General features: G+C 38.1%; 15 protein-coding genes. 14 read left to right on the top strand and 1 reads right to left on the bottom strand.

All coding sequences use genetic code 11. The annotated features are described in order from the left end of the window. Positions 1–11: 11 nt before the first annotated feature. From UN64_RS17875 to UN64_RS17835, 10 genes are all read left to right on the top strand, one after another. Complete coding sequence (locus UN64_RS17875) at positions 12–2,810, top strand: 1,4-alpha-glucan branching protein domain-containing protein (protein WP_077365379.1); 2,799 nt, start codon at positions 12–14, stop codon at positions 2,808–2,810. Continuing rightward, positions 2,810–5,221 carry a sugar phosphate nucleotidyltransferase gene (locus UN64_RS17870; RefSeq protein ID WP_077365377.1) on the top strand — a complete coding sequence of 804 codons (2,412 nt, stop codon included), beginning with the start codon at positions 2,810–2,812 and terminating at the stop codon, positions 5,219–5,221. Before UN64_RS17875 ends, UN64_RS17870 begins: the two co-directional genes overlap by 1 nt. 3 nt (positions 5,222–5,224) lie before the next feature. Then, positions 5,225–7,207, top strand: coding sequence for a glycoside hydrolase family 15 protein (locus UN64_RS17865; RefSeq protein ID WP_077365375.1), 1,983 nt, complete (start codon positions 5,225–5,227; stop codon positions 7,205–7,207). 100 nt (positions 7,208–7,307) lie between these two features. After that, on the top strand, positions 7,308–7,457 hold the full coding sequence (gene rpmG, locus UN64_RS17860; protein ID WP_066242361.1) for a 50S ribosomal protein L33: 150 nt from the start codon (positions 7,308–7,310) through the stop codon (positions 7,455–7,457). Positions 7,458–7,844: 387 nt separating this feature from the next. Next, entirely contained in the window at positions 7,845–8,402 is a 558-nt protein-coding gene (locus UN64_RS17855) for a 5-formyltetrahydrofolate cyclo-ligase (protein WP_077365373.1), read from the top strand. Beyond that, entirely contained in the window at positions 8,403–9,194 is a 792-nt protein-coding gene (locus UN64_RS17850) for a DUF92 domain-containing protein (protein ID WP_077365371.1), read from the top strand. After that, positions 9,179–9,790, top strand: coding sequence for a molybdenum cofactor guanylyltransferase (locus UN64_RS17845; protein ID WP_077365369.1), 612 nt, complete (start codon positions 9,179–9,181; stop codon positions 9,788–9,790). The genes UN64_RS17850 and UN64_RS17845 overlap by 16 nt, the downstream gene beginning before the upstream one ends. Next, entirely contained in the window at positions 9,787–10,794 is a 1,008-nt protein-coding gene (locus UN64_RS17840) for a ThiF family adenylyltransferase (RefSeq protein ID WP_077365367.1), read from the top strand. Before UN64_RS17845 ends, UN64_RS17840 begins: the two co-directional genes overlap by 4 nt. Positions 10,795–10,837: 43 nt before the next feature. Next, positions 10,838–11,014 (top strand): hypothetical protein, encoded by a 177-nt coding sequence (locus tag UN64_RS21025; protein ID WP_165389300.1) that lies wholly within the window; start codon positions 10,838–10,840, stop codon positions 11,012–11,014. Between the two features lies 1 nt (position 11,015). Continuing rightward, entirely contained in the window at positions 11,016–11,744 is a 729-nt protein-coding gene (locus UN64_RS17835) for an HAD family hydrolase (RefSeq protein WP_077365365.1), read from the top strand. Here UN64_RS17835 and UN64_RS17830 read toward each other — a convergent pair. Beyond that, positions 11,725–12,588, bottom strand: a complete 864-nt coding sequence (locus UN64_RS17830; RefSeq protein ID WP_077365363.1) for a hypothetical protein — start codon at positions 12,586–12,588, stop codon at positions 11,725–11,727. The genes UN64_RS17835 and UN64_RS17830 overlap by 20 nt on opposite strands. A 118-nt stretch (positions 12,589–12,706) precedes the next feature. Here UN64_RS17830 and UN64_RS17825 point away from each other — a divergent pair, with 118 nt between their 5' ends. The 4 genes from UN64_RS17825 to UN64_RS17805 all read left to right on the top strand — a co-directional run bounded on the left by UN64_RS17825 (position 12,707) and on the right by UN64_RS17805 (position 16,723). Next, a complete protein-coding gene (locus UN64_RS17825; protein ID WP_077365361.1) occupies positions 12,707–13,750 on the top strand; it encodes a M42 family metallopeptidase in 1,044 nt (347 codons plus the stop codon). Positions 13,751–13,849: 99 nt separating this feature from the next. Continuing rightward, a complete protein-coding gene (locus tag UN64_RS17820; protein ID WP_077365359.1) occupies positions 13,850–15,313 on the top strand; it encodes a spore germination protein in 1,464 nt (487 codons plus the stop codon). Between the two features lie 245 nt (positions 15,314–15,558). Continuing rightward, positions 15,559–15,750 carry a YqgQ family protein gene (locus tag UN64_RS17810; RefSeq protein ID WP_077365355.1) on the top strand — a complete coding sequence of 64 codons (192 nt, stop codon included), beginning with the start codon at positions 15,559–15,561 and terminating at the stop codon, positions 15,748–15,750. A 13-nt stretch (positions 15,751–15,763) separates the two neighbouring features. Next, positions 15,764–16,723: an ROK family glucokinase gene (locus UN64_RS17805; protein WP_077365352.1), complete on the top strand. Its 960-nt coding sequence runs from the start codon at positions 15,764–15,766 to the stop codon at positions 16,721–16,723. Positions 16,724–16,735: the final 12 nt, after the last annotated feature.

The following is a 16,735-nucleotide window of genomic DNA, read 5'->3' as shown; positions in this document are numbered from 1 at the left end:
GAGAGTATACAATGTCTAACGGGTATTTCGCATTGGTTTTGCACGCTCACCTTCCCTACGTGAGACATAATGAAGCAAATAGATTAGAGGAAAGATGGGTATTTGAGGCACTTACTGAGTCATATATCCCGTTATTATGGGTTTTAGAAGAGCAGCCTGAATCCTTATCTTGGACCTTATCATTTTCCCCTCCATTGCTTGAACTATTGAATGATCCAGTTATTCAAAAACGCTATTTAGAGCATCTCGATTCCACTTTAAGACTCATCAAAAAAGAAAAAAGCTTCTCAAAAAACAAACAGGAAAAAGAAATCATCAGTTTTTACGAAAAACGCTATAAGAAAATCATGAATACGTATCAGAATCATGACTGCCAGATTATTAAAGCTTTCAGGTCTTTTATGGATGAAGGGAAAATCACATGTATTACTTCCGCTGCAACTCATGCGTTCTTGCCGTATGTTCAGACTGAGCAGGGAGTAAAAGCGCAAATTCTTGCAGGTGTAAATACGTATGAGAAATATTTTGGGTATAAACCAACAGGATTTTGGCTTCCAGAATGTGCTTATTCTCCCGGTGTAGATAAAATATTAGCTGATGCAGGAATCCGCTACACGTTTGTTGATGAACAAACACTTCTAAAGAGTAAGCCTGTACCAAGTAAAGGAATAGGAGCACCCGTTTATTCACCTCATGGGGTAGCATTATTCCCTAGAAATCAGTTTATTTCTGAGACCATTTGGAATTCTTCTGTTGGATATCCAGGTGATTTCGATTACAGGGAGTTTTATCGCGACGTTGCTTATGAACGCGACTTTGATTACATTAAAGGATTTATTCATCCTGACGGAATCAGAGTAGATACCTCGTTAAAATATTGGCGAATTACTGGTGAAACTGAAAATAAAGACTGGTATAACAGAACATATGCCGAAGAAAAAATAAAACAGCATACCAAAGATTTTAATATTCGCATCAAAGACTACTTACATAACAACAAACAATCTTTTCCTCCTCAACTTATTACCGCACCTTTTGACGCAGAACTTTTTGGACACTGGTGGTTTGAAGGACCAGAATTCTTACTTCAATCCATGGAAGTTTCAATCGAACAAAACATCAGCTGGATCACACCACAAGAATTTTTACACAGACATTATCAAGACCTTGAAACCGTTAGACCTGGCTTTTCAACATGGGGAAGGAATGGGACTGGCGAAGTTTGGCTAAACAATACAAATGCATGGATGTATCGTCATCTTCATTACTGTGAGAAGAAATTAGTTGAACTAGCTGCCAAGCTTTCAAAAGAAAAAGTGAATATTGTGATCGAACGATATGCTAACCAGATGGTAAGAGAATGGATGCTTGCTGCAAGTTCTGATTGGGCTTTTATTATTGAAGGCAATAGCGCTTCACAATATGCAAAAGATCGATTTCAAGAACACATTGAAAGGTTTCATACATTAAATGAGGCAATTCAAAATGGAAGTTATAACGTTAAAGAAATCTCAGATTATGAAAATGAATATCCATTTATCGTGATGGAGTTATGGCATTACTTTAAAAATCAGCATGATTTATATGTGAATATGCAGTATACAAACCAAAACCAAAAAGGTAATAAAATATTGATGCTCTCTTGGGAATTTCCGCCTATGGTGGTTGGAGGGCTATCGAGACATGTATTTGATCTATCGCGTAAATTAACTGATCTGGGTCATGAAGTGTATGTGCTAACTTCTGCAGTCGATGGCTATCCAGACTACGAAATAAATAATGGCGTTCACGTATATAGGCTCAATGGAAAACAGCCATCTTTTGAATCTTTCTTTCATTGGACCGGCAGCTTGAACTTGGCAATGGCCGAATATGCTGTTGAACTATCCAAGAAAATTAAGTTTGATTGTATCCATGCTCATGACTGGCTTGTTTCCGTTGCAGCCTTAGCGGTAAAAAAAGAATTAGAAATTCCGTTAATCACGACTATACATGCCACTGAACATGGAAGAAACAACGGAATTACTTCACCTCTGCAATATGAGATTAATCAAAAAGAGTGGGAACTTATGGACGGTTCTGACAGCCTCATTGTCTGCAGTAATTACATGAAAAAAGAACTTACCGATGTTTTTCAAATCCCTGAAGATAAAATATCCATCTTGCCTAATGGCATAGATCCACAACAGATAATAGCTGATTCGAATGAAAAAAATTATGATGAAAAACGCTCTGATAATGAACTATTGCTATTTTCAGTAGGAAGGCTCGTAAAAGAAAAAGGCTTTCAAACGATTATTGAAGCTGCAGATATTTTAAGAAATAAAGGACTTCAAGTGAAATTTGTGATTGCCGGAAAAGGACCTCTATTTGATGAACTAAATGAAATGGTGAGGAGAAAACATTTAGAAAATTATGTTCATTTAGCCGGTTTTGTCAGTGATGAGGAGAGAAATGGATGGTTTGCAAAAGCGGATGCAGCACTCTTTCCAAGTCATTATGAGCCTTTTGGAATTGTGGCACTTGAAGGAATGGCTGCAGGAAAATTAACGATTGTCTCAGACACCGGAGGATTAAAAGAAATTATAGAACATGATGAAACTGGTCTTAAGGTCTATCCAAATGATCCGCACAGCATCGTATGGGCAGTAGAATATATGTTTGCCAATCGTGAACATTGCAAGGAAATGGCTCGAAAAGGTGAAGAAACGGCTAGAACCATTTTTAGCTGGAATTCAATTGCTGAAAGAACCGCTGACTTATATAACAAAATTCAAAATAATACAGCAAAAGTAGGAGGAATGGTGTAATGAAAGGTGTAATCATGGCTGGCGGAAAAGGAACACGTTTAAGACCTCTTACATGCAACATGCCAAAACCTATGGTGCCCATGCTTCACAAGCCGGTTATGGAATATGGCATTGAGCTGTTAAAAAGGTATGGAATAACTGATATTGCGGTTACCGTTCATTATCTTCCAGATGCCATCAAAAACTATTTTGGCGACGGGCGGAACTTTGGTGTTAATCTTCATTATTTTGTTGAAGATTCCCCTCTTGGAACAGCAGGATCGATTAAAAATGCTGAAGACTTTTTAGATGAACGGTTTATTGTTATTAGCGGCGATGCTTTGACTGATTTTGACCTTGAAAAAGGGATTGATTTTCATGAAGAAAAGAATTCCCTAGTTACTATTTTTATGAAACAAGTAGAATCACCTCTGGAATATGGTGTGATCATGACGAATCAGGAAGGTAAAATCATCCGATTCTTAGAAAAACCAAGCTGGAATGAAGTTTTCAGCGATACAGTGAATACTGGCATTTACGTTCTTGAACCCGAAGTTTTCTCTTATATCGAAAAAGATGTACCTGTAGATTTCAGTAAAGATTTATTTCCATTACTGATGAAAGAAGACAAAAATTTGTTCGGCTATCAAGCAGATGGTTACTGGTCCGATATTGGTAGTCTGCAACAGTACCGCCAGTCTCACTATGATATGTTAAATGGTCTTGTCAATCTTCCTGTTGCCGGAAAAGAGGATGAAGATGGAATCTGGATTGGTGAGAACGTTTTTATCGAAGAAGGAGCTAAGATTGAGGGTCCTGTAAGTATTGCGGATGGGGCTGTCATTCGAAAAGGAGCTCACGTTGGAAAACTATCTGTTATAGGGAAAAACAGCGTAGTGAGTTCCGGAAGCTCATTGAAAAAAACGGTGCTGTGGAATGACGTTTTTATAGGTGATCAATGTGAGCTGAGAGGTGCTACTATTGCAAATGGAACAAAAGTTGAGAAAGATGCATCGATATTTGAGCATGCTGTAGTAGGAAATCATTGTACGATCGGTAAAAATGCTACTTTAAAACCGGATGTGAAAATATGGCCGGAAAAAGAAATCTTTGAAGAGGCACTTGTTCATACGTCGATCGTGTGGGGGAAGAAGGCGACCAAGTCATTATTTGGTTCAAGGGGAGTTTCAGGGATCGCGAATGTTGAAATCACTCCTGATTACATCGCGAGGCTAGCTTCTGCTTATGGTGCGGTTCTTCCATATGGTTCACAGATTCTGATCGCAAGTGATTCACATGATTTTTCTGTAATGATCAAGCAATCCTTTATACAAGGACTTCATTCTTCAGGTGTACACACACTTGATATCAGCCCGACAGTGGCGCCGGTTGTTAGATTTTCAATTGAGGAAGAACGTTTGGAAGGCGGGGTTTATGTACGTTTCTCCAACCCTACAGGCGAAAAACAATTAATGATAGAGTTTTATGATAACAAAGGTTTGCCGATTCACTCCGATCTTGAAAGAAAAATTGAAAATGCATATTGGCAGGAAGATTATAGACGGGCATCGTTTGATAGAATTGGTAAAGGCGCGCTACAGGCGAATAAGCATGAGGATTATATTTCAGCATTGCTTGAAGAAATTCAGGAAAAAAGAATTCAAGAAGCAAAATTCAGGGTAGTCGTGAATTATAATCATCAGCCGTATTTAAATTTCATTCCAAATCTCTATAACCGTCTTAACTGTGAAATTCTAACTGCCCCCTATCAGACAAAACCTGAAGAAATGGCTTCCTTTGTTAGAGTAACAAATGCCAATATAGGTGTTCTGATCGGTGAAGCAGGAGAAACTTTACGGTTAATCACAGAAACTGGTGAAGTGTTAGACGAGGAAACCATGCTGGCTCTTTACGTTTTCACTGCATTTTCTCAGGGCAAGCAAAAGGAAATGGCTATTCCTGTGTATGGCTCTTCAGCATTAGACTCAATCGCAGAACGTCTAAAGGGAAAGCTGATCCGTACTAAAGCTAACCCAAGATCCATTATGGAAGTTGGCGAAGGTGTATTAAACTATCAATACGATGCACAATATGCATTTGTTCATATACTGGAAGTGATGGCTATGCAGCAAATCACACTTTCAGAACTCGTGGAAATGCTGCCTGATGTGCATATGCTGAGAGAATTTGTACCATGTCCTAAAGATAAAAAAGGGCGTGTGATGCGAAGGTTAATGGAAGATATAAGGGATAACAATGTTGAATTACTCGATGGAATCAAGGTATTTCATCCAGAAGGCGGCTGGACATTAATTTTACCTGATGTGGAACAACCTGTTTTTACGGTTTATTCTCAAAACACGAACCCTGAACAAGCAAAACAGGCGGCGTCACAATACATTGAAAAAATCCAGCTGTATCAGCAGGTGTAACGTATGCCAAGACATTTAGCTTTAGGTAATGGAAATTTACTAATCAACTTAGACGCGTTTTTGCAGATTAGAGATATATATTTTCCTTATGTTGGTCAGCAAAATCATGTGCAGGGACATGTAAACCGTTTGGGAGCCAGTATCAATGGCTCCTTTTCTTGGCTTTCTTCTAAAGAGTGGGTGATAGAACCCGGTTACCGCAGTGATTCCTTAGTGACTCAGTCATTTGCAAGAAATAAAAAAGAAGGTGTATGCCTGAAGATTGAAGATGCTGTTCATCAAAGAGAAAACATGTTTTTGAGGAGAATGAGTATTATTAACGAAACAGATGAAGAAAAGAACATTAAACTTTTCTTTCATCAGGATCTTTCAATTTACGAGACCGAAGTTGGTGATACTGCCTATTACGATCCTCATAAGTCAGTCATTATCCATTATAAAAAGAATCGATATTTTTTGTTCCATGCTTCTTTTGAAGGAAAAGAAATGGATCAATACACGACAGGTATAAAACGATTTTTAAGTGCAGAAGGGACATGGAAAGATGCTGAAGATGGCCATCTTCATGTGAATCCAATTGCTCAAGGATCTGTAGACAGCACGTTTTCAGTCACTGGAGTCATACCCCCTAATGAAACAAGGGAAGCATTTTATTCCTTAACAGTTGGCAAAAGCAGAGAAGAGGTTTTTTCTCTTTTTGATTATCTGATGGAGATTGGTCCATCATTAACCCTGGACAAAATAGATGTTTATTGGCGGAGGTGGGTTAACAAAACGATGGTTGACCCATGCAACCTTTCAGACGAACTACTGAACTTGTACAACCGGAGTTTGCTTATTATACGTACGCAAACGAATGAGAATGGCTATATCATCGCAGCAAATGATTCCGATATACAACAATATAACCGCGATCATTACAGTTATATGTGGCCGAGAGACGGAGCTTTAATAGCTGCTTCTGTCGCGAAAGCGGGATTTCATGGTATGGTTAAAAATTTTTATAGAAGATGTGCTGATGTTCTCACGAAAGAAGGGTACCTGCATCATAAATATAATCCAGACGGTTCAATAGGGTCCTCCTGGCACCCTATGATTGATAAAGATGGAGCAAGCCAGCTGCCTATCCAAGAAGATGAAACAGCACTGGTTTTGTGGGCGTTCTGGGAGCACTATAAAGAAACGGGTGATATTGAATTTGCTCAATCTCTATATCGCTCGCTTGTCAGACCAAGTGCTAGATTTTTGCTCCAATACATGCATGATGAATTAGACCTTCCTCTTCAATCTTATGATCTTTGGGAGGAAAGGAGAGGAATATTTACGTTTACAGCAAGCAGTGTATATGGAGGACTCATGGCTGCATATTCATTTGCTACACTGTTTGGTGAAGACGATAGGGCAGAACGATATAAAAAAGGTGCTGAACGCATAAAAGCAGGTATGGAAAAACATTTGTATGATGAAGGTGCTGGCAGATTCATCAGGGGTATTTATTTATTGGATGGTAACGCATATAAAAAAGATTTTACGATGGAATCGAGCATGTATGCACTATTTGCCTTTGGCGTATTTTCAGCAGATGATGAAAGAGTCGTCCGAACGATGCATCAGATGGAAGAAGATTTGAGTATAAAAACGAGTGTCGGTGGAATAGCTAGGTACACAAATGATTACTATTTTCAGCAAACACATGAAGTAGCAAGGGTTCCTGGCAACCCATGGCTGATTTGTACACTTTGGGTAGCAAAATGGTATATTCAAAAGGCAAAAACAGTACATGATTTAGAACGGCCTCACGAAATTTTGCGCTGGGTCCAAGAGCATAGTTTTACAACGGGGGTATTGCCAGAACAGCTCCACCCCTTCACAGGTGATGCATTATCAGTGGCGCCTTTAACATGGTCACATGCTACTTTTGTAGATGTTCTAAAAGAATACACGACCGTATATCAGAAACTTTCACAAAACTCTCTTGCCCGTTAGATAAGAATTTGTTATCATGTTAAAGTATGGTTTAATAGAGAATAATGACTGTTAGTAACCATGAATATGTACTTTGGTAAAGATGTGGAGGGAAACAACAATGCGTGTAAACATTACTTTAGCTTGTACTGAGACTGGTGATCGTAACTACATCACTACTAAAAACAAGCGTACAAATCCAGACCGTTTAGAGCTTAAAAAATACAGCCCGCGTTTAAAGAAATACACAGTTCACCGTGAAACGAAGTAATTTCACATAAGAACGCCTGACTCCCATGAGAATGAGGAATCAGGCGTTTTTTCGTCCATAAATAGGATCATTCCAAAGATTGTTGCAACTGATAGATTTTCAAAAATTCTTCATTGGTATTTAATTGGAGCGGAAGGGCGAGACTCCGGCAGGACGAGAGGGGAGGTGAGACCGCTCAATGTACGCAGTACAGAGTGAGCTCACCGCACGCCCTGCGGAAAGCGAGCATCCTGGAAAGGAAATCAACTACTTTCAAGAGCTACAAAGATTGAGGAAAAATACCTTGAAGAATAACTAACGTTGATTACATTATCAGCGTTTTTTTTTGTCTCTTATAAGACACATGCTATGATTAAGGCATAATTCAATTCATAAGAGGTGCTGCTAATGACAAAGTCAGAATGGCGAAAAAAGATAAAGAGTGAATTACTCTCTATGGAAGGAAATGATCGAAAGGTTTTGAACGAAAAAATAGCTGCACAATTATTTAAAACAGAACTTTGGCAAAATTCAAACTACATCGGTATTACTGTTTCTAGAAAATTTGAATTAGACACGACAACTGTTATAAAAAAAGCTTGGGAGGAAGGAAAAAAGGTCTGTGTACCAAAATGCTACTCGGCTAACAAAAAGATGGAATTTAGAGAACTAAGTTCCTTTGATGAATTAGAGAATGTGTATATGGATCTTTATGAACCTGTAATTGATAGAACGAAGGTTATTCCTAAAGAAAATATCGACTTGCTTATCGTACCTGGGCTGGTTTTTGACAAAAAAGGATACAGGATTGGTTACGGAGGCGGTTATTATGACCGTTTCTTACAAAACTATCAAGGATCAACATTATCGATTTGCTACTCATTTCAAACAGCAGAACAACTGCCTTTTGAAGTATTTGATGTACCAGTAGAACAAGTGATTACTGAAGAAGGACGCTATATATAAATGGAAGTTTTCTTTTTTACGTGGATCGCTTTGCTCTGTATGGTCTTCTTTATTTTTAAGCTGCTTACACTTAAAGGAAGCTTAGCAGCATTTATAACAGGAGCACTAACCTTTTATTCTTTTAAATGGCAAGGTTTAGTTATTTTAGCGATATTTTTTCTAACATCATCCCTTTTAACCAAATGGAAAAGAGAAATGAAGATAAATTATAATGCAGAACCTTTAGAAGACAAGAAAGGGCGGACAGCCGGTCAAGTGTTTGCAAATGGAGGTGCATCCATTCTTGCTGCAATAGCTGCTATATTCATTCAAGACCCAGTTTGGATAATAGTGTTTGCTGGTGCACTTGCGACCGCTACAGCAGATACGTGGGCCTCTGAGATTGGGATACTGTCTAAGACGAAGCCCTTTCACTTAAAAGAGTGGAGAAAGGTTGAACCAGGACTTTCAGGAGCTGTTACTGGATTAGGGACAATCGCTGCCGCTTTAGGAGCTGCAGCAATTGGGATAAGCTACAATTTCCTATATGATACATCAACTTTCATGGGAAGTATTATTATTGTTTTCGCAGGTTTTTTTGGAAATATTGCAGATACCCTTTTTGGAGCATGGTTTGAACAAAAGTTTTATTGTCAAATTTGTAAAACAGAGACTGAGAGTAAGTGGCATTGCAAGATGAAAACAGTGAGAATATTTGGTTTGTCATGGGTAACAAATAATCTTGTTAACTTTAGTTCCACAATCATTGGCGGGTTAATAGCAGGGGGATTATACATATGGACAGTCAAGTGATTTGTGCAGGTATAGTTTTGGCTGGCGGCGAATCCCGGCGGTTTGGGAGCCCAAAAGCAATAGCAATGTGGAATAACAAAACGTTTATAGAGTATTCAATTGAATCACTGACGCCTCATGCGGATAAGATACTAGTTATTACGCGCGAGGAACTATTGACAACTTTAACTAAAGACAGCTCAAAGTTCATACGCATTTTTGAAGATGTACCCCGTTATAAAGGTAAAGGACCGTTAGCAGGTATTTATACCGGAATGATCAGTCAAAAAGCAGATTACTATCTTGTCACTCCATGTGACATGCCTTTGATGAGCAGCAGTATGTATCAAAAATGGCTTACCGCTGCACAGGAGGGGGAATATGATTGTGTGATTCCTGTATTAAACGGAAAAATATATCCATTAAACGGAGTATATAAAAAAACATGTTTACCTGATATTGATTTCTGCTTACAAGAACATAACTATAAAGTGTTAAAGCTCCTCCAGAGAAAAAACACCAAGTATATAGAAGTAGAAGAAGAGGAAGAACATTATTTTAAGAATGTGAACACACCAAACGAGCTAATTGGGATCATTGAGGGGGGAAGACAATGAATCGGTATGAAAAACAAGAGCTATTTCGTCCAATCGGTAAAGAGGGACAGACTATTTTGCAAACAAAAACTGCTGTGATTGCAGGGGTTGGAGCTCTTGGTTCAGCATTAGCTCATCAGCTGACGCGTGCAGGCATAGGACGTTTAATATTAATAGACCGTGATGTTGTAGAAAAATCAAATCTCCAGCGACAGACTCTTTTTATTGAAAAAGACTCAGAAGATATGGTTCCGAAAGTGATTGCAGCAAAAGAACGACTAAACGCTATAAATTCTTCAGTAGTTATTGAAGCACATTTCGAACAAATTACAGGGCATAACGCAGAAACGCTGCTGAAAGATGCAGATGTGGTCTTGGATGGAACTGACAATTTTGAAACGCGATACATACTGAATGATGTATGTATGAAAAATAACATTCCATACTTATATGGAGGGGTTGCAGGTTCTACAGGCACTGTGGCGGTATTTATTCGAGATAAAACTTGCTGTCTTCGCTGTTTATTAGGAGGACGAATGTCAGGGGAAACGTGCGATGCAAATGGTGTAATCATGCCAGCAGTTGAAATTACAGCATCTTATCAGACGGTTGAGGCGCTTAAAATTCTTACAGACCAATCCAACTTAATCATTCCTACGATGCTAACTTTTGATGTCTGGAACAGAATGAATATGGAAACAAAACTGCCTCTTTCCAAAGCGGATTGTCCCGTTTGCATTAAGAATATATTCCCGGCACTTCAAAAAGATTTTTTAGAAGCAGTTGTTTTATGCGGAAGAAAAACTGTGCAATTATCAACGAATAGATTATTTGACCTTAAACAGCTAGAATCAGAACTTGCACTGTATCATCCTATTTTAACTCCCTTTTTACTTAGAGTTACCGTCAACGGATTAGATGTTGCAATATTTAAAGATGGCCGAATCCATATAAAAGGAACAGAGGACACAAAAATTGCCCAAGAAATGTATGAAGAATTTTTCGCAAGACTTGTTTACGAATAAAAAAGCCTTCAAACACAAAAAGTATAAGCAAGGAGGTTTTTTTATGAAAGGATTTATGATTAAAGGATTTCTGTTATTCCTTGCTGTAATGCTTGGTTATAGAATGCGTTATCGTCTTATTAACATGGCACTGGGACAACCTTTTATTAGACGTTTTGTAGTTGGGAGTGCTATGTCTTTTCCCGGATTGCGTTCAAAAATGATGGATGAATTGATCTAATATGAACGTTTCAAATAGCAAAGCTTTCTTTTTTGATCTGGATAATACGTTATTTGACTATGAAGCCTCTTTTAAGCAGGCTTCTTTATTTGCCTTTAAATCAATTTTTTATCCTGTCTTGAAGAAGCCGATAAATGCCGAGAAATGGTTCGATGCTTATAAAATCTATTGTGATATGTATTGGCCAGCTTATGAAGATAAAACTTTAACACGTGAGCAATATCAAAGAAAAAGGCTTGTTTCTTCTTTAAGATCCTTAAATATCCAATCTATTGATATTAATCAAATAGATTATTTCCGAAAACTTTGTGAAGATAAAATCCCTTCATTTGTCATACCTTATCCTTGGGTCAAAGAGATTATTGAATCTTTATATAAGCGAGGATTTGCAGCAGGAATCATTTCTAATGGAGGGTCCGAACTGCAAAGAAAGAAGCTTAGTATGCTTGGAATAAGCTTTTCAGAGAACAATATTTTTATTTCCTCAGAACTTTCTTTTGGCAAACCTAGCCTTGAGATATTCAAATATGTAAAAAGCAGAACACATGCGGCAAATTTTTATTATGTGGGCGACTCATTCAGTTTTGATATCCACCCAGCTGTAACAGCAGGGTGGACAGGGATATGGTGGAATCCTTCAAAACAAATGCTAGCCCAAACAAATCCATATATATTTAACTGCTGTTCTGCAAATGAATTAAGAAGTGTATTTAAGAAATGTATTGAATGAGCTGAATGTTCTCTCCAGTTGAGGTTTGAAATAAAACAAATAAGTGAGTTTTATCTTTGCTTATTAAAATATAAGGCATGCTGCTTCCTATAGGATTGATCTTTTGACCTGTTTTTGTTGTGATGTTTATAAAATAATTTTTATAAAGTCCTTCCCATAGTTTCCCGATAATCTCCTGGCTTTTAACTTGGTTAAATCCGGACAGTGCTTTTTCGTTATAGCCTGTTAATGACTGAAGTGAAATAACGTGGTAATTGTTTCGGTTTATCTGATAATATTCCAGAAGCTCTGTTAAAGTAATTTGAAGGTATTTATTTGTTTCTTGATTTAGTGTGTTTTTTAGACGCCTTTCTGATGGAGAAGCAGGTTCTTTAAATCCTGTAAATGTGTTATTTGGTTTAACTGTGTATAGGTAATCACTGCTCATTTTTTGAACCGAACGATATTTTTCTTCATTAAGATGAATTTCACCTTGATGGTAGGATATGGCTTCCCATAAACCAGGAGTTTCCCCCTCTATATTTTTCTCCAGATCTATCGATTTTGCCGTTGTTTTCCATTCAGTCATTTTGTTAGCAAGTTTTCCATTTTCATAAATCATGGCGATGTCTTGTCTTAAATAGACACTTTCCGAGGACTCCGACTCAACGTCCCATTCAAATTCATAGTTTGATGCTGTTCCTTCTTTAAATTTTAGAGATGTGACAGCTTCTGTAAAAGAGAAAGAGGTGTCTATCGGGAAGAATGTAATACTTTCACGAGCCTCTTTTTTGATAAACGGCTGGTAGATGATACCTATTACAAGTATAATTATCAACGTAAATATTGAAATTTTCCACTTCATTACCTGTGCCTCCTCTAAGGACAAACTAGTTCCTAAATTGTATGCGCTGCCATGTAAATTAGAAGATGGAAAATGAAAATATCATTATGTTATGTTTACATATAAGGAGGAGAAGAAAATGGAAATACAAACAAATGAAATTGTAAGATTTATTAAAGAATTAGTACATATACCAAGTCCTTCTGGGAATACAGAAGCTGCTATTCATTACATGAAGGCGTTCTTTGAAAAAAATGAAGTGCCTTTTAAAATCACGAACAAAGGAGCTTTGCTTGCAACAATTAAAGGAGAAGATGATACGAAACACCGTTTACTAACAGCTCATGTGGATACACTTGGTGCGATGGTAAAAGAAATAAAAAGTGACGGCCGCTTAAAATTAGATAAAATCGGCGGATATTATTGGAACACGGTCGAAGGGGAATATTGTACGATTCATACATCAAAGGGTGATCGTTTCTCGGGGACAGTTTTGATGCATCAGACATCAGCACATGTGTATAAAGGTATGGGTGACCTGAAGAGGGATGAAAAGAACATAGAGATTAGAGTTGATCAAGAGTTCCATTCAAAAAAGGATGCAGAGGAAGCAGGGGTTTCCGTTGGTGATTTCGTTTCTTTTAATCCGCGATTTGATGAGACGGAAGGTGGTTTTGTAAAGTCTAGGCATCTTGATGACAAAGCAAGCGTTGCAATTTTAATGCACCTTGTTAACGAAATTCAGAAAACATCAACAAAATTACCTTTTACGACACATTTCTTGATTAGTAATAATGAAGAGATTGGCTTTGGTGGCAATTCCAATATACCAGAACAGACTGTTGAATATTTAGCAGTAGACATGGGTGCAATCGGTGATGGACAGACAACGGATGAGTTTACTGTCAGTATTTGTGCGAAGGATTCTGGCGGACCATATCACTTTGGATTACGAAAGCATTTAGTTGAATTAGCTGAGAAGAACGGAATTGATTATAAAGTAGATATTTATCCTTTCTATGGTTCAGACGCTACTGCGGCTATAAGAGCTGGCGCTGATGTTGTGCATGGTTTAATAGGACCTGGGATTGATGCTTCTCATGCATATGAGCGGACACATATTAAATCATTGGAACACACAGCTAATCTTATAAAGACATACTTACATTCAAACCTCGTATAGAAGATCTGAAATCCCAGTCATAGTGGCTGGGATTTTAATGATTGGAGGTATGAAAAAATTATAGAAAGTAAAGGATGATAGGCAGAGGAGTGATGAAAAATGTCTTATCTGCCAAAAAAACAGCCTCTTTCATACGATTTTGATGAAAACGTTCAATATATGAAGAAACAACTAGGTGTGGATATCAGTTTTGACTGCATCCATTTGGACTTAGAGTATGCAGGCAGAAGAATGGCACTGTTCATGGTGGATGGATTTGTGAAAGATGATATTCTTCACTATTTAATGAAGCTCTTAGCAGACCTTGAACCCGAACAGCTAGATCCCGATCCGCTTTTGAGATTAATGAAAACGTATATCCCGTATGTTGAGATTTCTAAATCTGATGATCTTAACCAGGGGATAGATTGGGTTTTGAGCGGACCAACTGTTCTTATTGTTGAAGGCGTTCAAGAGATTATACAGATTGATGCCAGAACATACCCTGTCCGCGGGCCGGAAGAGCCTGATGTTGAGCGGGTAGTAAGGGGAGCAAGAGATGGCTTTGTTGAGACGATTATATTTAATACAGCATTAACGAGAAGAAGAGTACGTGATCGATCTTTACGAATGGAATATATGAGTATAGGAAGGCGCTCCAAAACGGATATATGTATTTCCTATATTGAGGACATAGCTGATCCGCATATCGTGGGACGAATTAAAGATTCTCTGAAAAAAATTGATACGGACGGCCTTCCAATGGGAGAGAAAACGGTTGAGGAATTTATTTGCGGAAGGCACTTAAATCCATATCCGTTAGTGAGGTATACAGAACGTCCTGATACTGCTGCTGTGCATCTTTTTGAAGGACATGTTCTCGTTTTTGTAGACGGATCACCGTCAGTTCTTATAACTCCTACTACATTTTGGCATCATCTTCAGCATGCAGAAGAGTATAGGCAGAAGCCAATCGTAGGTGCGTATTTAAGGTTTGTCCGTTTTCTTGCTGTATGGATTTCTATTTTTCTGCTGCCGCTTTGGTATTTGTTTTCTGTTCAAAAAGAACTCCTGCCGATTAGTCTCAGTTTTATTGGCCCTGAGGAAATTGGTGTTGTTCCGCTTTTTTTGCAGTTTATCATTATTGAACTCGGTATGGATATGCTCAGGATGGCTACCATTCATACACCCACATCTGTGTCTACAGGATTAGGGCTTGTGTCAGCAATTGTAATCGGTCAAGTTGCTATTGAGGTTGGTTTGTTTGTAAATGAAGTCGTGTTATATATTGCCGTAGCAGCAATAGGCACTTTTGCTACTCCAACTTATGAACTTAGTCTTGCTAACAGATTATTGAGGCTTTCATTACTGGCTCTTACTGCTTTATTAGGAGTTCCAGGTTATATGGCAGGATTTACGTTAGCTATTTTATTTTTTGTTTCTTTTAAATCTTTTCATATCCCCTATTTATGGCCGTTTATTCCATTTAACTATAAAGCAATCAGAGATGTGATATTTAGAATTCCAATGCCCTTAAAAAACAGAAGACCTGTTGTACTCCACCCTAAGGACCCAGATCGTTAATACGCAAAAACAGCTAGAGAAAAAAGAGGCACTCGCAGGAGTCAGTACCCTTCCGCCGCAATCCTTACATGTTATTATGCAAAAAAAGGATCAAACCAGCTCTTATCGAGGTGGTTTGATTCTTTTTTCTGTTCAACCGGTTTTTCAGTGGCCACAGAAAAAACTGGCTGTTTTTTGTGATAATATTGTGCAAAGGCTTGCATTAAGTCCCATAATTTTTGTTATAATGACTTTGGTGATAGAAAATGAAAACAATGTATGATGTGCAGCAGTTATTGAAAAGATTTGGAACCATTATATACACAGGGAACCCAGCTGCAGATTTAGAATTAATACAAGAAGAAGTTCGAGAGCTATACAACCAGAAACTAATAGATGTAAACGAATACAAAACAGCAATTCTTATTATTCGTTCAGCTAACAATAAATTACAATAGAGGATGAAGCGAAATGGAAAAATGGCTAGTTGGGGTAGACTTAGGCGGAACAACAATAAAAATAGCTTTTATAACACTGGATGGTCATATCGTGGAGAAGTGGGAAATTCCTACTAATATAGAAGAAGACGGTAAACGTATTGTAAGTGACATTGCTCAGTCGATTGATGCCAAATTAGATCAGCTTTCTGAAAACCGTGAAAAACTCGCTGCGATTGGTATGGGAGCACCAGGATTTATTGATATGAAAACAGGATTCATCTATCATGCGGTTAACATTGGATGGCGAAATTATGCTTTGAAAGACGAACTTGAAAAAGCAACAGGACTTTCGGTTACGGTAGACAATGATGCAAATATTGCAGCGATCGGTGAGATGTGGCGAGGTGCAGGAGATGGTGAAGGAAATCTTCTGATGGTAACACTAGGAACTGGTGTCGGAGGCGGAATTATTGTAAATGGCCATATCATGCATGGCACTAATGGAATGGCCGGCGAGATTGGACATATTACATCTATTCCAGAAGGCGGAGCTTCTTGTAATTGCGGAAAGTCAGGATGTATTGAGACGATTGCATCTGCTACAGGAATAGCTAGGATCGCTAAAGAAAAAGCAGCAAATAATTCATCTTCATCTCTTAATGAAATTTTAAAAAATAGTGGGGAACTTAAAGCAAAAGATGTTGCTGAAGCAGCTGGGAATGGTGATCAGGCAGCAATTGATACGCTAGACACAGTAGCGTATCATTTAGGGCTTGTGATCGCAAATCTTTCCAACAGTATTAATCCGGGGAAAATTGTTATTGGCGGGGGAGTTTCAAAAGCTGGCCACGTACTTATGTCCAGACTAGAGAAAGAATTTAAACGGTTTGCACTTCCAAGGGTAGCAGAAGGAGCAACGCTTACTATAGCAACTTTAGGCAACGACGCTGGTGTTATTGGCGGGGCATGGCTGGCAAAACATAACATATAAATGCTATATAAA

The organism is Fictibacillus arsenicus, from assembly GCF_001999465.1.
Lineage (GTDB): Bacteria > Bacillota > Bacilli > Bacillales > Fictibacillaceae > Fictibacillus > Fictibacillus arsenicus.
This window is presented reverse-complemented; position numbering and strand designations above follow the sequence as displayed.